Here is a 19,229-nt window from a genome sequence, read left to right on the forward strand (position 1 = left end):
GAGACTAAATCCGCGATCGCCCCTCTCCGATCAAAGCTCACCATCTGATAAATCTTATTATTTAACAGCCCTTTTCCCCACCTTCCTCTTCCACCAGCACCCCAAGCCAAAAGCTAAACCAGCACCTGCGATCGTAGTAGGTTCCGGCACAGTTTCAGACTCAGACTCGTACTCATAGGCGAGAGTAAGCTTTGAGTCAGTCGTGACAGTGCCCGCGTAAGTGACCGTTGTAGGCGTTCCTAAAACTCTCACAGTACCCATTGCCACAATGCTAGCAGCAATTAAATCCCCAGCACACCCACTAAACATATTTAGAGACTGCGGCGAACTATAACTCCTTGAAACAACAGCATTCGCAGTCCCACCTCTAGCCCCCGCAGCCCCCGATTCAATACTCATTTCCGGCGGATTTGCAAACAAACTCAAAACCAAATTGGGGTCAGCTTTTAAACTCGGTAAATTCACAGCAATCTGAGCATTTGTTACCGCAGTCCCAGTAAAATTGCTAGCAGGAACAATACTGATATCGCTGTTAACCGTTGACTCAACTTTAACATAAGCCTTTAACAGCGTCCCCAAAAGCGAATTAAACTTAGGAAACACCCCATTCAGCGTACTATTAACTGGCTGCTGCTTCAAATTTACCGTATAAGTTTGCGTCAGAACAGCAGCTTGTACAGGAATTGCGATCGAATTGAAACCAGAAAAACCCAAAGCCCCAGAAACAACCACTAATCCTAACTTTTGATATCCATTCATTACGACACACTCCTAAATAATCACTTAACTTTCTCGCTTATTTGTTTAACTGCCAGATAGCAAGTTAAACTTAGAAAAATCGATAAACCTCGGCATATTTTGCACCGCCCAATCAACAACAGCAGACAACAGATAACCTAAAACCCAGACCGTATAAGCTATGCTAAAAGGAGCATAAGCAGCCAAAGTCCAGCAGTCTGAAGCTTCTTCCCAAATCTGTTCTCGCCGCAGCAAACGAGCGTAAAATTCAAAAGACCTCGATCGCAAATTGTTGATCCCAGTCAAAGCAACCAGCAAATAATAGCCATCAAACTTATTCAAAGGATTGAGATTAAAAACCACAGTAACAAGCGTAGCTACCATCAGCAAATAGCTAGCAAAATGCCATCCATAATTAGGCTTAGACAAAACCCAAACCCAAACCGATAAAGCCCAGATAGCAACCTGCACCAACACGCCTGCTGCTACTACAAAAACGCGCTGCTTCCGCCTCACTAAACTATACTGATCTGTGGTATCCGTATAGCATCCCGGTATCAAACACAAAAACAGCAGCCCGATTTCTGGGACAACACCACCGTAGTGCTTCAAAGTAAAAGCGTGACCTAATTCGTGCAGACCAACTACTACCATAATCAGTAGCACAAATGTTACCAGCGTTGTAATTTCCCCTGTTGCCCAAACCTGTTGATTGGAAGCAGAAACCTCATCAGCCAAAGCCAGCCAGATAGCCAGAGAAGCACTGATTAAAACACACAGAAAAAAGCTCAATTGCCAAGTCCAAATCCAGCGGAGTTTACCTGTGTGTTTGGTTAGCCAAGCATCGGGATTCAACAGGAGAATTTGGAAAGACAATAATTGCTGAATGTTGAATTTATTTGGGGGTGGTTTTTGAGGTTGGGTTCCCTCTAACATTCCCGTTTCTGCCAGCATCCGCAACAAGTATTGCAAATCCTCCAAAGTAATGTCATATTCCGATGCGATATCGCCGATCGGCTGCAAGCCAAACTGTGACATTACCTCTTTGTCAAAATTGTCAACTTGCAAGCAAGTAACGCCTTCTGAATTGCGGAGTATCCAATAGCCGTCTGGGTGCGGTATCCACAGTACCGTTGATTTGAGTTTTGGGCCAGAAAGAATCGTTGGAGAATCTTCACTCGGATTTTGAGATATAGATTCCCCCTCTTCCTTAGTTAAGTCGGGGCACAATTTTTCTTGACTTTCTATGCGTGCAAATTTTTCACCATTTTGCATGATGTTGGGAGTTATAAATTGTAGGCTGCACAGAAAAACATTGGCAATGTAATACCAATTTTTTATGAGGCTGCATAGAATCTGATCCCCCCTAACCCCCCGCGAGTTCGGGGGGGACAATAGTCTTCTCAAAGTCCCCCTTATTAAGGGGGATGCGAGGGGGATCGAAATATGTGCAACTTCACATTAAATTGGTATAAGCAGTTTTTATTTTGCCATACAGAAGACTGCGAGTTGTATTAATTAATACAAAGATTTACATTGTATTTACAAGTTGCGATCGCTGCATGATTTACATGGTAATGTTTAATTAGCTAATTTTCAAATTTACGTAGTTAACTAATATACTCAATTAACTGTCTGGGTTTTCAAGGTCACTACTAAAAACGGGGGCTTCAGTGTATGGTCTGGCATTCAAAAGGCTTCAAAATCCACAAGAATCAAGGGGTTGAGAATTCTCCCCCAAAAAATCAGCGCCCGCGAAAAACATTCATCCTGGAACGAATCATCACCCCCAGCACCCTAGTCCCCGGTGGTGTGGATGACCATGACGCCCTGCATCAGATTCTCAACTCTCTAAGTTTTCTAAGTTTTGACCTTTCAGAGGCCCAAAAATTTCATCACACCCTAGTGCTGGGCCCAAAAATTTCATCACACCCTAGCCCACGCGACAAATTTACATTTCTTTGCAGATAGCGGTGCGGGTACTTGCCCAACTTCCCCCGATGGCGACTTGCCGCCGATTATTGACTTTGACCCCTTGGGCTTGTACTCTCCCCCACAACCGACACCAGGGCCCAACATTCAAGGAGCCTTTGATACCCTACCGCCCCCAATTATAGTGCCCGTAGATCCGCCTGGAACCAATAATAAAGTACCTACCGATTTAGGTGGCGCTTACACATTTACAGCCAAAACAGCATCAGGTAATAACGAAGCAGGTTCAGCGAATCAATACACCTTTGGCATCGCCAATTCCGAACTCAATTCCACAGATTCAGACACCGTACTTGTGGGAGTTTCAGTAGCCTCAAAAGATAATCAAGGACTACCTGAACTACCAGAAATAGGTGGACTCACACCAATTCTCACATCAACCAATACAAATAGTACCTATTCCCTATTTTCCATCAAGGCTTAAACCTGCTTAACTTCAACAGTGCATTGAGTAGCGCATACACTCTCAAACTAAACGTAGCAGGCGATATCAACAGCGACGGCCGAGTTGATACAACAGACAGACAACTGCTAGATAACGCCCTAGGCAGCACAGCAACAGACCCCAATTATACAATTAACCTCGACCTCAACCGCGATGGAATCATCAACTCAGTAGACCAAACTCTCCTCAACAACAACTTCGGCTTCATCACCAACAAACCACCAGTCACCTCCCCATTCTCAACCAACACCCATGCAGAATTAGAGACAATTATACCCTTAATCGGTAAAGCAACAGACCCCGAAAACGACCCCATCTCCTACAACACGCTCAACCCAATTAACGGTACTGTAAAATTCGATCCCATTACCAAAACAGCAACCTTCAAACCCACACCCGGATTCTCAGGTATCGCCAGCTTTGACTTCATAGCCAGCGACGGCTATAACACCGGAATACCAGCAAAAGTAACAGTCAACGTCAGCGGAGCTCCGCTACTTTCCTTAGACTTCGCCAATCGCAACCCTCAACTTTATCCAGGAGACAATACAAAATTGACAGTGATCGGAGACTTCGCCGACCAAAAAGGCGTAGTGCTGCCAGATTCTTACTTAACATACACATCATTAAATCCAGAAATAGCACCCATTGACACCTTCGGAAAAATCACAGGATTAGCCAACGGAACCTCAATTTTTACAGCCTCCCACAACAACATTCAAGCCGTGACTGCGGCGCGAGTAGGTGAAATGCCAATTCCTGCCAGCGATGATGAGTGGAATGCGCTACTGGCAGAGATTTACGGTTTGGATGTTTACCCGAAAGCAGTGACTTTAACAACAGGAGTAAAGCGCTCATTACTGGTAGGAATTGAAGGACTTACTGACTCTCCAGACCTAAAATTCGGCTCTACTGGCACTCGCTACTTCGTCAGCAACCCCAATGTATTGCAAGTGAATTCAGACGGCGTAATTACTGCTGTAGGTGAAGGAATTGCCAGCGTCACCGTCATCGATGGAGCAGCAGAAAAAGTAGTTCCAGTGCGCGTAGAAAAGCCTTTGATAGGCCCTGCTACTTTAGGAGTTGATGGCGGAGTCGTACAAGGCAGCGACGGCTCAAAAATAATGGTAGCTCCTACTGCCTTAACTCAAGATACAACAGTTAACATAACGCCACTTAGCAGCACTTCACTGCCACTGCCATTCCCCGACAGCATGGAGTTTGCTGGCGGATTCAATTTGGACTTGGGGAACACCCCCTTGAATCTACCCGTCCAGTTGGCAATTCCAGCCCCAGTTGGCGTACCAGTCGGCACCGAAGTTTTATTTATGCGGAAGGGGTCGCTACCGACTGGGGCTGATAGCTGGAACGAAACTTGGCTGATACAAGAATCAGGAGTAGTAGGTGCAGACGGCTACATCCGCACCACTTCGCCACCCTTTCCAGGCGTGACAGAAAGCGGGACTTATACAATTGGATTATTGCCCGCAGGAATGCCATCAGTCAGTTCAATTGTTAACGCCAGCACAAAAGCTAATTCAGGACTAATTAACCTTTCGACTAACCTTAACTTTGAGAATAGTTATTTAGGAGCAAAAACGAGTGGAATTGGTGCAGTCGCAGCCACAGAAAATCAATTCGAGGCAACAACATCACTATTAGCTTACTTAGCCCAATCTTCAAACCAGCCGCTGGAAATAATCGGAATTCCCAAAGTTGGAGAAACTGTCGTTACTAACGCTCAGGTACAACTCAATACACAAGGAGTTCCTACAGTTTCAGCAGTTATCAATGGGCCAGACAGTGGGCTAGCAATTCCCTTGGAACCGCCATCCTTGGAGTCGGCGCAACTAGAGTTCTCCAACAGCGAACCTGTAATATTCTTAACAGGTAGCAATTTCCTCAATGGACTCAACGGCAATCTGGGCGCGAGTTTCGGGGATTTGAAGGTTGACTTTAAGGTGGGAGGTAAGAGTTATTTTGGCACTGTTGTACCGGGACTCAGTAGTTCCCTGGGAGAAAACCGCTATAAAGTGGCGATAAAAGCTCCTATCAGCGTACCACTGGGCGAGTCGGAAATTGTACTCTCACGGCAGCAGAAAGAGCGTTTTGGCCCTGGCCCTGTTGATTCTGAGCTGGTTAAACGTTCGAGTTTTGAAGACCTCCAATTAAAGCCAGTATTTTCTGACCTAATACTGGTAGCACAGCGCTCTAGTGACAAAATTCAGGTAATCGACGCTCTCAGTTCAGTTCCGACCCCTCCAAGCGCGCAACAGAAGCCTCCCAAGGATTTATCGGTGGGGATACCGGGGACAACGGTAGGGACAACCTTAGACCGTCCGGGACTGTTAGCTGTCACCAGTAATGCGACTCGCGCCTATGTACCTTTGGAATATACGGGGCGGGTGGCGATGGTGGATTTGTTGGCGCGGCGTCCGGTTGATGCTGATGCTTCTACGGCGACTGTCGATGATATTAATTTGCCGAGTGGTGCATCTCCTGGGGCAATATCTATTGACCCTTGGGATAATTATGCTTACATCACGGACTCTAAACGGGGCAGCATTTATGTTCTGGATGTTAATCCAGACTCGCTAAGTTATAACCAAGTTGTTCAGACTATCCCAGTTAATGCGACATCAGGGCTGCGCCAGATTGCGATTAGCAGTGACGGGCGCAAGCTGTTCGCTACTGCGACAGATGGTTATATTTACGCTGTGAATATCGACCCAGAAGACAAACCGACGGTTCCGAATTCTAATCCCCGGAAGTGGGGGGAGCAAATTGGAAAGGTTTTGACTCCTACAGGGGCTTGGGGGTTGGCTGCAACTCCTGACCCGCTAAAAATGGTTTTTACTAATGGTAATCCGAACACAGACGGAAGCGGTTTTGGGGTGCTGACGGTGAGTGATGACCCTCTGAATTTGACTCCTACAACTGTCTACACGAATTTAACGCTGACTGATAATAACAATGTCTTTGAGGTGAATGAGGGGGTGGCTGTCACGATGACTAAGGACGGGAAGTATGCGTTTGTGGCCGGTCGTAATAGTAAAAAAATCCTTGAACCTAATGCTAATCCGCTGGCGGGGGGGAATATTGGGATTATTAAAGATCCGTTGGGGCCGAATCCGAAATTAGTGGCTGCTACTGAACCGGTGCCGGGGGTTTTAACTAATAATGTGACTCTTTCTGGTGATGGGAAGTATCTAATTGGCTCTTATCCTACGCTCAGTGGTGGCGGAAATGCTTACGTCTTTGATGTGGGGGAAATTATTAAGACTGTTGAAAATCCTGGTGGTAAAGATTTGACGAAGGTGGCTGTTGATAAGATCGATCCGAAGGTTGTTTCTAAGAGTTTTGCGACGGGTGGTAATCCTTTGGGGTTGCTTGTAGCGCAAAATTTTGAGGACATTCTGCTCAGAGAATTAGAACAGTTTGAAAGGCTACTCAGCGAACCGAATAATCTCAAACAAATAGACGATTTTCTTAAGCGTTGGATACTACCACACATACAGGGGAAATATCCTACCATAGAGCGAATACTGCGTCGGTTCGGGGAAACGGGTGATTGGACGGTGGCAGATACAGAAATCATAGCGTTACTTAATAAGGCAGTTGATAGGTATCGGTTTGATTCTTCTCGAGTAGATGGATCGGGACCTCATGGTGTCAGAGCACCAATTCCAGAAGATCGGGAAATTCATCTCATATTTCGTGGGGTGGCTGGGGGTGCTAATTTTGCTTGGTTTGCGCGTTTAGTAGGGTTAGGCAATTTTGAAAATTTGCCTAATGCAAGCCGACACATGAATCATTATTTGGAGAATTCTGGACAACCATTAACTATTGACATGAATGAATTTAGGAAAGTCCCTACTGTCAAACAAAACATAGATAAAGCAGTGGAAGAGGCTAAAAAAATCATCGCGAGAGCCAGAAAAAATAGCAAAAATCTACATCCAAACACATTGATTAGTGGTGTCCGACAACCTGGTCAGGTAAGAAGAGATGAATCGGAGGATTGGTTCTTTGCAGTGGGTGATTACAGCTACTGGTGGCAAGCCGATCCAGTTAGTGGTGAGATTACCGTACAAATCAGGGACAAATACAATTGGGATCAAACTAAAGACGTACAGATTCTGGGAGTTCCAATCAAGGATGAAATTCTGGGAAGTCTTCATCAAGCTGGGCTTGCCCAGGAATATGAAGTAAGAGGAGAATATAAGCAGCGTATTTAGGAGGATTATGTTATGAATAAAGCAGCGATTATTGCTATTGTTATGCTGACTTTATTACAGTTAGGTAGTTGTTCAAATGCAAATTCTACCAAAGTCTCTGAACCAGAGACTCAAGCATCCCAAATGCCTGTTGATATTGAAGAAGTACAGTCATTTACTCGGATTATCCTACCCAAAAGCTATCGAGATTTGCACGTTGACGATGACAAAGAGCGTAGCCGTATGATATCCATGCGATTCACAATGGATCGCTCTGAATTGGAAAAGTTTTTAACAACAGCAGGTTACAAGGGGAAGGTAAAACTTAATGATACTCGTGAACTGGGAACCGCTAACCTTGCCTGGAAACGGTGGTGGACACCAGACAAAGCCAAAAATTACTTGTCAGGTAGAATTAACCAGCAGAGCCAAGGTAAGCTTTGGCAAAGCCAAATTTTGATAGACCTAGTAAGTGAGCAAACTGTTACTGTCTATCTTCAAGTATTAGAGATATATGGAAGTTAATTGCTCCGGGAAAGACATGAATCTTTGATAGTCCCTTTTACGAGGATTATGTGATCAAAAAAGGAGCGATTATTACCAGTGTTATTCTGACTTTATTTCAGTTAAGTAGTTGTTCAATTGCAACTTCTACCAAAGTCTCTGAACCAGAGACTCAAGCATCTCAAATGCCTGTTGATATTGAAGAAGTGCAATCATTCACTCGGATTATTTTGCCCAAAAGCTATCGAGATTTGCACGTTGACGATGACAAAGAGCGTGGCCGTCTGATTTCTGTGCGGTTCACGATGAACCGCATAGAATTAGATAGGTTCTTAACAGAAGCAGGTTATGAGGGGAAGGCAAAACTTAATGATGGCCGTGAACTGGGAACCGCTCACTTGGCGTGGAAACGCTGGTGGACGCCAGACAATGCAAAGAACTACTTATCAGGTATAATTCGTGAGGATAACTCAGGTAAAGTCTGGCAAAGTCAGATACTGGTAGACCTGGTAAGTGAAAAAACTGTTATTGTGTACCTTCGGGTATTAGGGGTATACGGAAGTTAATTTATCTGGGAAAAACATCGAACTTTGATAGTCCCTTTGAGGAGCTTTAGGTTATGAAGAAAGCAGCGCTTATGGCCAGTATGATGCTGACTTTATTTCAGTTAGGTAGTTGTTCAAACGCAACTTTTACCAAAGTCTCTGAGCCAGAGACTCAAGCATCTGAAATGCCGGTTGATATTGAAGAAGTGCAATCATTTACTCGGATTACTCTACCCAAAAGTTACCGAGAATTGCACGTTTATGACAACAAAGAGCGCGGACGGCTGATGGCTGTGCGATTTACAATGGATCGTTCTGAATTGGAAGAGTTTTTGATAGCAGCAGGTTACAAGGGAAAGGTAAAACTTAATGATAGCCGTGAGCTGGGAAACGGTCAGCTTTCATGGAAAAAGTGGTGGACGCCAGACAATGCAAAGAACTACTTATCAGGTAGAATTCGTGAGGAGAACTCAGGTCTAGTCTGGCAAAGTAAGATGCGGGTAGACCTTGCAAGTGAGCAAACCGTTATTGTATATCTTCTGGTATTAGAGGCATCTTGATCTGTATGTGGACGATTCGGATGGGATCAAGGTAAAGAGGTAAACTTTTTAGCAGTGCCAATCAAAGATGAGGTTCTGGGAAGTCTTCATCAAGCGGGTCTTGCCCAGGAATATAAAGTAACAGGAGAATATAAGTCGCGTATTTAGGAGGATTATGTGATCAAAAAAGGAGCGATTATTACCAGTGTTATTCTGACTTTATTTCAGTTAAGTAGTTGTTCAATTGCAACTTCTACCAAAGTCTCTGAACCAGAGACTCAAGCATCTCAAATGCCTGTTGATATTGAAGAAGTGCAATCATTCACTCGGATTATTTTGCCCAAAAGCTATCGAGATTTGCACGTTGACGATGACAAAGAGCGTGGCCGTCTGATTTCTGTGCGGTTCACGATGAACCGCATAGAATTAGATAAGTTCTTAACAGAAGCAGGTTATGAGGGGAAGGCAAAACTTAATGATGGCCGTGAACTGGGAACCGCTCACTTGGCGTGGAAACGCTGGTGGACGCCAGACAATGCAAAGAACTACTTATCAGGTATAATTCGTGAGGATAACTCAGGTAAAGTCTGGCAAAGTCAGATACTGGTAGACCTGGTAAGTGAAAAAACTGTTATTGTGTACCTTCGGGTATTAGGGGTATACGGAAGTTAATTTATCTGGGAAAAACATCTACTTTGATAGTATCTTAAGCTGTTCGACATTCAAACTGCACTATTTGTGGCTCAGACCCCGTGGTGTAAAAGGTTCAAGCAATAATTTAAATGACTAACAGCTTACTAGAGCAACTAAAGCAAGCAAGCTTGCAACGAATCGACGGTCGCTGGCAACTGCTGGCAACTGCTGCTGGACACGAAGAAAGTATCTACCAGACGCTAGAAAGCCTGGATGTTAATGAGTTGCGACTAGATTCTATAAGAGCTTTGCCAGCGAGCTTAGTTGGAGATAGGATTATGGCTCTTTCTGTTTCCCAACCCCACCTAATCGGTGATTTGTTGAGTGAGTGGGAAAAGGAACCTCGCACTGGCGATCCTTGTATAGATGCTGGGTGCTTAAATGCAGCTATTAACACTGGCCGCAGGTTTCTTACTGTTGAAAATCCTGGTGGTAAGAACTTGGCAACGCTAGCCATCGACAAAGCTAATCCGAAGATTGCTGCTAATATTTTTGCGACGGGTGGTAATCCTTTGGGGTTGACTGTAGCGCAAAAACCGCCGAGTTTCAAGGCACAAATAGAGAAATTGTTGAAAGCAGGGGCGATCGGGTAGCTTTTAAAGCTAAAAGTAGCTTTTCAGGCTAAAAATGGCACGGGAGAAATCCCAAGACGGTTCGAGTCCGTTATTTGACAGCTCTGTTAAGCAAGTGTTTATAGCAGTTAAGAAGCTCGCGCAACTGTATCTCTCCCTGATTTGAGTGTGTTCCTTCGCTTTGCTTGCATTTGGTTTTCCTGCGGGGATTCTGGATTGGTGGGCAATCGGCATATTTGAGAATTGCTATCTTTTGCGAGATTACCTACGGGTGGTTTAGGAGAAGTGGTAACAATCTTAATCCAGTTTTGGAGGCTCTGAATGCCCGCATTTTAATTGCAAACACTTGCACTTGACAGAGTTAAAAAAATATTGTAGTATGTATGTTATAGATTGATTAAATAGCAATTATGGCAAATAAAGCTACATATAAATTGCACGTCACATCTGTATCTGCTGAGGGGCATCCAAAAAAAATACAATTGCACGGTTTAGCCGAATGCAATACCGCTGAAGAAATCGCTTTTGCAATGGGAATCAGCAGAGAAAAACTGCGCTTTTTGACATTAAACAGTCCAGCATCCACAATTACCCATTACACCCGCTTCAAAATCTCGAAAAAAACAGGAGAAGAAAGAAATATTTCGGCGCCTTGCCCCAACCTTAAGTCTGCTCAAAGGTGGATTTTAGATAATATTTTAGAAAAATTAGAAGTTCACAGTGCAGCGCATGGGTTTTGCAAAAAACGCTCGACAGTCACCAACGCTAAACCTCATGTCGGTGCAGATATCCTAGTTAAAATAGATTTGCAGGACTTTTTCCAGTCAATTTCATACAAGCGCGTCAAAGGATTATTTCGCGAGTTGGGTTATTCGGAAACTGCGGCAAACATTTTCGGATTGATTTGTACCGCTTTTGAAATAAAGGAAATAGAAAAAGAGGGACAAATTGATTATACAGCTTCAGGAGACCGTCATTTACCTCAAGGCTCCCCTGCAAGTCCTGCTATTTCAAATTTAATTTGCTGTCATCTGGACAGCCGGATCGCGATCGCGGCTAAAAATCTTGGGTTTTGCTATACGCGGTACGCTGACGATTTAACATTTTCGGGCTGTGGGGAAGCACCGCGCCGAATATCTAATTTGATGAGAGAAATTAAATTGATTATTGCTGCTGAGGGTTTCAGCATCAATCGCGATAAGACTAAAATTATGGGGCGATCCGTGCAGCAGGAAGTAACAGGTTTTGTTGTCAACACGCAATTAAATATATCTAAAAAAACTTTAAAAGCTTTTCGCGCGACGCTCTATCAAATAGAGCAAGAGGGATTGTCAGGTAAAAAATGGGGAAATTCAACTAATTTAATAGCCGCGATTGCTGGCTTTGCAAATTACGTGTCAATGGTCGATCCCAGCAAAGGATCGGAATTGCAATTGCGTGTCTATCGAATCAAGCAAAAATATGAAGGCAAATAATACCGCAATTACTAAATTATATAAAATTTTAGCTGACGGATTTTTCGTTGTGCTATGCTGGAAATCGAATAGTAAAAAAGTCACAAAGCTGTGGTTCGGGTTCTGTATGCCCGATCGGTGCGCTAACATTTGTTAACAGCGTATACCGCCCAGTGCTTTTAACTATTTCACCCCCGAAAGTTAGCTCGCTGGTAGAGCGATCGGTGTATCGCCGATTTGTAGTAGGTTCGATTCCTACACTTTCCAACACCCTGGCCCTGGGTACGGGCACCTTGTTTGGGACAAGGCGACAATTTAATGGTCTTGGGAAAAACCTCAATCCCATAAAACTTGTTTTGTGTTAATTACTCTGTGATGCAAGTGTTTGTTAGCAGTCAAGAAGCTAGTGCAACTGTATCTCTCCCTGATTTGAGTGTGTTCCTTCGCTTTGCTTGCATTTGGTTTTCCTGCGGGGATTCTGGATTGGTGGGGCGATCGGCATATTTGAGCATTACGATCTTTTTCGAGATTGCCGAAAGGTGGTTTAGCAGAAGTAGTGACAATCTTAATCCAGTCTGGGAGGCTCTGAATGCCCGCATCTGAACTGTAAACATTTGTACTTGCAGAGTTAAAAAAAATATTGTAGTATGTATATTACATTCAGAAACAAAAAGGCGATCGATGTTTAAATTAAATCTGCCTCGCTGGTTTCGTTTGCCCAAATTATCTATTGAAATTTCTATGTGGAAAACCTTTTATATCCAACCGAATCAAGTCGGAATCTTATATCACCGCAGCGATTTTAAGAAAGTTTTGCTGCCCGGTACATACACCTATTTTGGTAGCCATTGGAACCTAAAAAGCTACGATCTAAATCAGCCAGAAGCTAAGATTGACAACTTAGAACTGTTACTAAGAAACCACGGAACCGAATTACAAGAACATCTTTCGATTGTCAGAACTGCATTCAATCAAACAGCTTTAGTTCGTTTGGGTCAAAATTGGGTAACTGTTTTACCGAATCAATTGCGGGTATTTTGGCGCGGATTTATTGAAGTAGAATCTCATGTCTTCAATTTAGACGAGAATTTAGAATTGCCGGCTGAGTTTGTGCAAAAAGTGCGATCGCTCGCTTTGCAAGGACTGAAAAAATTTCAAATCTCCGAATACGAACTAGGTTTACTGTACGTGCAGAATAATTTTGTGCGCCCTCTAGAATCAGGAGAATATGCTTTTTGGTCTGTTGTGGATAAAGATGTCGTAGTTCGTAATCTGAGCCGAGTTATTCCCAATCCTGAATTTTTCCAAGAAAATGTCCTAATTGAAAAACATCCCGATTTTGTAGCAGCTTACTGTGAACTTGTGCAATTACTGGGAAATCAAATTGCCATTGTGCGCGATCGAGGAAAAGTTATTTCTGTTTTACCACCCACAAGCCGCAAGCTATTTTGGCAAGGTGTTGATGTGCAAATAATCGACATAAATAGAGATCTTCATTTAGAGCATAGTTTAATAGCTGAGTTGGTGGCTGGTTCCCCAGAAGCTCTATCAACCTGTGCCCAGTATTTGCACTTTTGTGAAGTTCCGGCACAGCACATTGGACTATTATATATTAACCAAGAGTTTCAATCGCAATTGCCACCAGGAATTCATGCTTGGTGGAAGTTTGGGCGCTCTTTTCAAACGGAAGTAATTGATTTGCGCTTACAAAATATTGAGGTATCTGGTCAAGATATCTTGTCAAAGGATAAAGTACCTTTGCGCTTGAATTTGACGGCTGGATACCGCATCCGAGATCCGCTGATGGCCAAAAATAGTTTGTCGGATATTACGGGATTTTTGTACAAGGAATTGCAGTTTGCTTTGCGTGGTGCGGTGGGGGAACAGACTCTGGATGGGTTGCTGGAGAGCAAAAGTGCGATCGATCGCAGTATATCTGAATACATCCGCGCTAAAACCACAGATTATGGTATTGAAGTCGATTCTGTGGGTGTCAAAGATATTATTTTACCTGGTGAAATTAAGGCGATTTTGAGCAAGGTTGTGGAAGCGGAAAAATTGGCTCAAGCAAATGGAGTTAGGCGCAGGGAGGAGACTGCTGCTACTCGGAGTATGTTGAATACTGCGAAGGTGATGGAGGATAATCCTGTGGCTTTGCGCTTGAAGGAATTGGAGGTTTTGGAACGGATTGCGGAGAAGATCGACCGGATTCAAGTTAATGGGGGCTTGGATAATATTTTGACGGATTTGATTCGGATTAATCGGGAGTGATATAGCAATTCTAAATCATTTGTGAATTTCTTACTCCCTCCCCTTAGTAAGGGGAGGGTTGGGGTGGGGTAAAAAATTTACGACTCCTGCAAGGATTGCTATAGCTATTTAGACTCGGCGATTGAAATCGCGTCTACACAAACGAAGCTATTTAGACTCGGCGATTGAAATCGCGTCTACACAAACGAAGCTATTTAGACTCGGCGATTGAAATCGCGTCTACACAAACGAAGTCCGCCTCCGCGGACTGAAAGAAAGAATAAAGAAATAAATTAACCCGAATTGGTATGATATTCTCGTAAATACCATATCTGCATAAAATAAGTAATTTAGATGAGCGCAATAGATTCTACTAAGCACCAAAAATCGAAAGCCCTGAAACTGGGTAGCCGCCGCCCCGCTAAAGAACTTTGCAGCGAGTGCGGTTTATGCGATACATATTACATTCATTATGTCAAGAAATCTTGTGCTTTCTTAACACAGCACATCGCAGAACTGGAAGCAGAGATTCACGGGCGATCGCGAAATCTCGACAATCCAGACGATTGGTATTTCGGAGTCAGTCAAAACATGATGGCCGCCCGGAAAAAAGAGCCGATAGAAGGCGCTCAGTGGACGGGAATCGTGAGCACAATTGCCATTGAAATGCTCGAAAAAGGCCTTGTAGAAGGCGTTGTTTGCGTCCAAACTACCAAAGAAGACCGCTTTCAACCGATGCCGATTATTGCGACAACTCGCGAAGAGATTCTCGCAGCAAAAGTCAACAAACCAACTCTCTCTCCCAATCTTTCTGTATTGGAACAAATCGAAAAATCTGGGATGAAGCGGCTGTTAGTAATTGGGGTGGGATGTCAAATTCAAGCTTTGCGAACTGTCGAGAAAAAACTGGGTTTAGAAAAGCTCTATGTTTTGGGAACTCCTTGTGTGGATAATGTTAGTCGCGCTGGGTTGCAAAAATTCTTAGATACGACTAGCCGTTCTCCAGAAACAGTTTTGTCCTATGAATTTATGCAAGACTTTAATGTTCACTTCAAACACGAAGACGGTTCTGTGGAAAAAGTGCCGTTCTTTGGATTGAATACTAAGGAATTGAAAGATGTTTTTGCTCCTTCTTGTTTGAGCTGTTTTGATTATGTCAATTCCTTGGCAGATTTAGTTGTGGGCTACATGGGTGCACCTTTCGGTTGGCAGTGGATTGTGGTGCGAAATGATACTGGACAAGAGATGTTAGACTTGGTAACGGATCAGCTAAACACTCAGCCGGTGATGTCTCAGGGAAACAGAAAAGAGGCTGTGCAGCAAAGCATTCCGGCTTATGAAAAAGGGGTGACTTTGCCGATGTGGGCGGCGAAGTTAATGGGGGTTTTTATTGAGAGAATTGGGCCGAAGGGTTTGGAATATGCTAGGTTTTCTATTGATTCTCATTTCACTCGCAATTATCTGTACGTGAAGCGGAATTACCCGGAGAAATTGGAGGATCATGTACCGGAATTTGCTAAGCGGATTGTGGGTCAGTATAAGTTACCTGACGTTTAGTTGATGAGGGTGTCAAGGATGGAAGTATCCGAATCATCCAGGGTGCATCTCAATGAGTGCAAATATATTCGTAGGGGCGAAGCATGACGGCTGTAAATCTTTGGTTATCACTAATAAATTGTCTGCGGTCATGCTTCGCCTATGCACAATCGGGATGCTCCCATCATCCAAATAAAAGTAGGGTGCGTAGCCTGAAACGATGATGGCGATGTGCCGGGATTCAGTAGCGACACACCTTACGGAATTAATAGGATTTGCTATGAGCCGCCGGCAAAGACAACTGAGGTGGAGTTTTAGGATAGTTTATTTCGCCGGAAATCACCGCCGGTTCTTGGGAAAGTAAAAACTCACGAATTACCCTAGCCACTGCTCTTTGAGCTAAACCGCCTACTACTTGTTGGCCCATATTTTGCACTTCTGGTTTCACTAACAACTGGGGAAGTAGTTGTAATACTTTCATGCTGTCAAAACCGGGGGTTGATTGCAAAATATCCCAAATTCGTTTGATGTGTTCTAGGTTTTTTTGTTCCGTTTGTGAAACCATCGGTGGATTTGGTTTGACTCCAAACCATTCGCCGACTACTGATTTAGCATTAGCAAAGGCGTTGTTGGAAAGTGTGTCGAGACTTTTGACTAATTCCAGGACTATGCGATCGCGAATAAAGTCTCCTCTTTGAGAAAATAAATAGTCTAATGCTTGGTTCAGGATTTTGCTGATGTCGTAGTCTTCACTATCGCGGGCATTGTTGAGTAAGTTTTCTAACCGATTCCAGCGGAATTCTCCTTGTTTGAATAACAACTCTTGCAGAGATGTTCTCAATTCTGGTGCGGGGTCGCTTAACAGCCGTTTTGCGACGTAGGGATAGGCTTTGCTGAGGACTTTAAATTCGGGGTCAACGTTGATTGCAATGCCTTCTAAGGTGACGAGCGATCGAATAATCAAAGCATAGTAGGCTGGAACTCGGAAGGGATATTCGTACATCACTGCCGATAGTTCGTCTGTAATGCTTTTGAAATTGAGTTCGGCGACGCTAGCACCTAAAGCATTGTTAAACACTCTAGCCAAGGCGGGAATAATGGGTGTTAAATCGGTGTCTGGTGTTAAAAAATCTAACTTGACATAATCTTTGGCTAAACCTTCAAAGTCGCGATTCACTAAATGGACTACAGCTTCTAATAGGCCGTATCTTTGATATGGTTTCACTTCGCTCATCATGCCGAAGTCGAGATAAGCTAACTTACCGTCGGGAGTTGCCAAAAGATTGCCTGGATGGGGGTCAGCGTGAAAAAACCCGTGTTCCAGGAGTTGTCTGAGGGAGCATTGCACTCCCACTTCAATTAAGTAAGGAGCGTCGATTCCTTGAGCTTTGACGGCTTCTAAATTGGTGAGTTTGATGCCGGTGATCCACTCCATTGTCAAGACGCGGCGGCGGGTATATTGCCAGTAGATACGGGGAACGTAAATATCTTTAAGGTGGCCGTAGAGTTCTCTAAAACGTTCGGCATTTTGTCCTTCGTGGGTGTAGTCCATTTCTTCGTAAATGCGTTCGCCCAATTCGTCCATAATTCCTGCGAGGTCGCTGCGAATCATTTTGAAGTTGTTTTGTGCCCACAGTGCGACGCGCCGCAGGATGTAGATGTCTAAACCAATGTTTTCGGCTAAGCCTGGTCGTTGGACTTTGATCGCGACGGTTTCTCCGGTTTTGAGTTTGCCTTTGTAGACTTGTCCGAGAGATGCTGCGGCGATGGGATCGGGGCTGATTTCTGCGTAGATTTCTCTGGGGTGGGCACCCAATTCTTCTTCTATAAATCTATATGCTACTTCGTTGGGAAAGGGTGGTAATTGGTCTTGCAGTGTTGTGAGTTCTTCTAAATATGCTGGCGGTACTAAGTCGGGTCTGGTTGAAAGTGCTTGTCCGATTTTGATGAAAGCTGGGCCTAGTTGACTGAGAATTTCTCGTAGTCTGGCGGCGCGACGCTTTTCGTTGGTGGCGGTGCGGCCTGTTTTGCCGTCGAACCATAAACTGAAGGTAAAGCCGAAAAATGTCCAAATCACACTCAGTAGTCTTCCCCAGACTTCTAGAGGGCGATTTTGGTATTCGGCTGCGATCGCCACTGGATCGTATCGAACAGCTTCTCCGGCTAACTCGAAAGCTATGTCTCTGGCTGATTTGAGGACTTCGGAGGTTACGGTGTCTGTCTCTATTGCTACTGGTACTGCTGGCAGGGGAATGGTGTTTGCATCTTTGAGATTGCCGAGTACAGGCTGAGTCGCAGAATTTGCATAAGTTGGCGGGGAGGCTGGCGATACAGTCTTGACATTCATAACTCAGACCTAGTGTGAAGCATTGTAAACATATTGTAACAATTTAAGGATGAAGGAAGACGGAAGAGTCAAAAAGGAAAAGGAAAAAGAAGATTTTCGTAACTGCTACTCGTGGCTTAAGTTGAGGAGTCGATCGCGAATTCCTGACAGTTGCAATTGGGTGCTGACTGGCGATCGAGGTTGAGGTATTTCCGTATTGGGCCAGTGGGCTAAGTCGTTACAGGGACAGCACTCGGCCGGCATTCCCGAATCCCGCAAGGGTACGGGCATGGCACAACGGGCGCAGGGACTGATTTCCCAAGCAGGTGTCAGTAGTTCGCCTATGGTTTCCTTTGTGCCTTCGAGATAACAGTCTCCGCTGTCGGGGGAGACTATTTTTTGCCAGCATTCTTCAAATTCTTGACTGTAGCGATCGCCCGTAATTACTGGTTTGGGCAGCAGTGCTTCGGAACCGTTGCGAATTAATACTTTTTTGCCTAGCTGAAACCAGTAAGCAATATATTTTCTCACTTGATATTCTGATGCCATAAGCTTTTATTCAACCTTTCAAGCAATTGTTTATTGTAGACTTTCCTGTTTCATTTTTAACCTATTTTAGCAACAATAAAACTTCCTCCTTAAGGGGTATGTCTGGAAACAAAGTCTTGATTTTGTTTGGCAATTTAGGTCCTGTGGCTAGGGAGATATTTATGGAGGAATAATTATCTCAGGTAGAGTTTTTTGTGAAGGTGGAGTATTTATCTGATTTTAACTCATTGTGTGGAGTTTGAAACTTATATTTTCTCTAAAGTCGATCGCCCGTCGGAGTGTTATTTGGTAGCGGGAAGCCTTGTACCCAGAGCGGTGAGATTCAAGGCGTAACCTCCGGTGGCGAGATAAACACCATCGGCGATCGCCCCGATGTGGCGGACAAGAGTGCCGAGGCGATCGCGAAATAGCCTTCCCGCTGGATAAGCAGGCACTACTCCCCATCCGGTTTCCTCTCCTACCAAAATTACATCGGCCATGGCGGAGTGTAAACTAGCAAGGAAATCTTGTTGTGTCTGTTCCCAAACAGTGGCTTCTTGTTCCAAAAGATTTGCCGTCCAAGTTCCTAGGGAATCAATTAACAAGCAATTTGAGCGATCGGTCGATCGTACAACTGCTGACAATTCCCGGAGCACTTCTACAGTTTTCCAATCAGGCGGACGGCGATTTTTGTGACGCTCAATGCGATTTTGCCATTCCGTATCTGCCTGGTTAACTTCGCCTGTAGCCACATAAATTACTGATTTTCCAGAATTTACTGCCATAGTTTCTGCCCATTCACTTTTGCCCGATCTGGCTGGTCCGGTTACTAAGACTATTTGTCTTGAACCACGGATTTTAGTCATTAGTTAATTGTTATGTATGGGTGG

Annotated in this window: 16 protein-coding genes and 1 tRNA gene; 12 read left to right on the forward strand and 5 right to left on the reverse strand. The window is 44.2% G+C overall.

Annotated elements, in window-relative coordinates:
• Window positions 1–57: 57 nt before the first annotated feature.
• Together P2A85_RS28185 and P2A85_RS28190 are read right to left on the reverse strand one after the other, a co-directional pair.
• Window positions 58–759, reverse strand: a complete 702-nt coding sequence (locus tag P2A85_RS28185; RefSeq protein ID WP_377476764.1) for a PEP-CTERM sorting domain-containing protein — start codon at window positions 757–759, stop codon at window positions 58–60.
• 45 nt (window positions 760–804) lie between these two features.
• On the reverse strand, window positions 805–2,013 hold the full coding sequence (locus P2A85_RS28190) for a site-2 protease family protein (RefSeq protein ID WP_377476765.1): 1,209 nt from the start codon (window positions 2,011–2,013) through the stop codon (window positions 805–807).
• A 733-nt stretch (window positions 2,014–2,746) separates the two neighbouring features.
• On the opposite strand from P2A85_RS28190, the gene P2A85_RS28195 reads away from it, so the two are divergent.
• The 12 genes from P2A85_RS28195 to P2A85_RS28250 all read left to right on the forward strand — a co-directional run bounded on the left by P2A85_RS28195 (window position 2,747) and on the right by P2A85_RS28250 (window position 15,506).
• Complete coding sequence (locus tag P2A85_RS28195) at window positions 2,747–3,154, forward strand: hypothetical protein (RefSeq protein WP_377476766.1); 408 nt, start codon at window positions 2,747–2,749, stop codon at window positions 3,152–3,154.
• Window positions 3,155–3,177: 23 nt separating this feature from the next.
• Window positions 3,178–7,413 (forward strand): dockerin type I domain-containing protein, encoded by a 4,236-nt coding sequence (locus tag P2A85_RS28200; protein WP_377476767.1) that lies wholly within the window; start codon window positions 3,178–3,180, stop codon window positions 7,411–7,413.
• Between the two features lie 12 nt (window positions 7,414–7,425).
• The gene (locus tag P2A85_RS28205; protein WP_377476768.1) at window positions 7,426–7,917 is read left to right on the forward strand and encodes a hypothetical protein; all 492 of its coding nucleotides are present in this window, start codon (window positions 7,426–7,428) and stop codon (window positions 7,915–7,917) included.
• A gap of 50 nt (window positions 7,918–7,967) precedes the next feature.
• Entirely contained in the window at window positions 7,968–8,462 is a 495-nt protein-coding gene (locus P2A85_RS28210) for a hypothetical protein (protein WP_377476769.1), read from the forward strand.
• Between the two features lie 53 nt (window positions 8,463–8,515).
• On the forward strand, window positions 8,516–9,001 hold the full coding sequence (locus P2A85_RS28215; RefSeq protein ID WP_377476770.1) for a hypothetical protein: 486 nt from the start codon (window positions 8,516–8,518) through the stop codon (window positions 8,999–9,001).
• A 156-nt stretch (window positions 9,002–9,157) separates the two neighbouring features.
• A complete protein-coding gene (locus P2A85_RS28220; RefSeq protein WP_293220591.1) occupies window positions 9,158–9,652 on the forward strand; it encodes a hypothetical protein in 495 nt (164 codons plus the stop codon).
• A gap of 110 nt (window positions 9,653–9,762) precedes the next feature.
• Window positions 9,763–10,266, forward strand: a complete 504-nt coding sequence (locus P2A85_RS28225) for a hypothetical protein (RefSeq protein ID WP_377476771.1) — start codon at window positions 9,763–9,765, stop codon at window positions 10,264–10,266.
• A 389-nt stretch (window positions 10,267–10,655) separates the two neighbouring features.
• A complete protein-coding gene (locus tag P2A85_RS28230; protein ID WP_377476772.1) occupies window positions 10,656–11,720 on the forward strand; it encodes a reverse transcriptase family protein in 1,065 nt (354 codons plus the stop codon).
• A 175-nt stretch (window positions 11,721–11,895) separates the two neighbouring features.
• A tRNA-Ile gene (locus P2A85_RS28235) sits at window positions 11,896–11,966 on the forward strand.
• A 108-nt stretch (window positions 11,967–12,074) separates the two neighbouring features.
• The gene (locus P2A85_RS28240) at window positions 12,075–12,302 is read left to right on the forward strand and encodes a hypothetical protein (RefSeq protein ID WP_377476773.1); all 228 of its coding nucleotides are present in this window, start codon (window positions 12,075–12,077) and stop codon (window positions 12,300–12,302) included.
• A 138-nt stretch (window positions 12,303–12,440) separates the two neighbouring features.
• The gene (locus tag P2A85_RS28245; protein ID WP_377476774.1) at window positions 12,441–13,970 is read left to right on the forward strand and encodes a slipin family protein; all 1,530 of its coding nucleotides are present in this window, start codon (window positions 12,441–12,443) and stop codon (window positions 13,968–13,970) included.
• A gap of 333 nt (window positions 13,971–14,303) precedes the next feature.
• On the forward strand, window positions 14,304–15,506 hold the full coding sequence (locus P2A85_RS28250; protein WP_377476775.1) for a Coenzyme F420 hydrogenase/dehydrogenase, beta subunit C-terminal domain: 1,203 nt from the start codon (window positions 14,304–14,306) through the stop codon (window positions 15,504–15,506).
• A gap of 244 nt (window positions 15,507–15,750) precedes the next feature.
• On the opposite strand, the gene P2A85_RS28255 is transcribed toward P2A85_RS28250, so the two are convergent.
• The 3 genes from P2A85_RS28255 to cobU form a co-directional block, all read right to left on the reverse strand.
• A complete protein-coding gene (locus P2A85_RS28255; RefSeq protein ID WP_377476776.1) occupies window positions 15,751–17,832 on the reverse strand; it encodes an ABC1 kinase family protein in 2,082 nt (693 codons plus the stop codon).
• 105 nt (window positions 17,833–17,937) lie between these two features.
• Window positions 17,938–18,360: a hypothetical protein gene (locus P2A85_RS28260; protein WP_377476777.1), complete on the reverse strand. Its 423-nt coding sequence runs from the start codon at window positions 18,358–18,360 to the stop codon at window positions 17,938–17,940.
• Between the two features lie 281 nt (window positions 18,361–18,641).
• Entirely contained in the window at window positions 18,642–19,205 is a 564-nt protein-coding gene (cobU, locus tag P2A85_RS28265; protein WP_377476778.1) for a bifunctional adenosylcobinamide kinase/adenosylcobinamide-phosphate guanylyltransferase, read from the reverse strand.
• Window positions 19,206–19,229: the final 24 nt, after the last annotated feature.

Origin of the sequence: Microcoleus anatoxicus, from assembly GCF_042465725.1 — a bacterium.
Taxonomy (GTDB): Bacteria; Cyanobacteriota; Cyanobacteriia; order Cyanobacteriales; family Microcoleaceae; genus Microcoleus; species Microcoleus anatoxicus.

Bases quoted from the DNA above. Each gene is read 5' to 3' on its own strand.
- P2A85_RS28225 (WP_377476771.1), top strand. From the start codon at position 9,763: ATGACTAACAGCTTACTAGAGCAACTAAAGCAAGCAAGCTTGCAACGA.
- P2A85_RS28215 (WP_377476770.1), top strand. From the start codon at position 8,516: ATGAAGAAAGCAGCGCTTATGGCCAGTATGATGCTGACTTTATTTCAG.
- P2A85_RS28255 (WP_377476776.1), bottom strand. From the start codon at position 17,832: ATGAATGTCAAGACTGTATCGCCAGCCTCCCCGCCAACTTATGCAAAT.
- cobU (WP_377476778.1), bottom strand. From the start codon at position 19,205: ATGACTAAAATCCGTGGTTCAAGACAAATAGTCTTAGTAACCGGACCA.
- P2A85_RS28185 (WP_377476764.1), bottom strand. From the start codon at position 759: ATGAATGGATATCAAAAGTTAGGATTAGTGGTTGTTTCTGGGGCTTTG.
- P2A85_RS28260 (WP_377476777.1), bottom strand. From the start codon at position 18,360: ATGGCATCAGAATATCAAGTGAGAAAATATATTGCTTACTGGTTTCAG.
- P2A85_RS28230 (WP_377476772.1), top strand. From the start codon at position 10,656: ATGGCAAATAAAGCTACATATAAATTGCACGTCACATCTGTATCTGCT.
- P2A85_RS28245 (WP_377476774.1), top strand. From the start codon at position 12,441: ATGTGGAAAACCTTTTATATCCAACCGAATCAAGTCGGAATCTTATAT.
- P2A85_RS28190 (WP_377476765.1), bottom strand. From the start codon at position 2,013: ATGCAAAATGGTGAAAAATTTGCACGCATAGAAAGTCAAGAAAAATTG.
- P2A85_RS28205 (WP_377476768.1), top strand. From the start codon at position 7,426: ATGAATAAAGCAGCGATTATTGCTATTGTTATGCTGACTTTATTACAG.
- P2A85_RS28250 (WP_377476775.1), top strand. From the start codon at position 14,304: ATGAGCGCAATAGATTCTACTAAGCACCAAAAATCGAAAGCCCTGAAA.
- P2A85_RS28240 (WP_377476773.1), top strand. From the start codon at position 12,075: ATGCAAGTGTTTGTTAGCAGTCAAGAAGCTAGTGCAACTGTATCTCTC.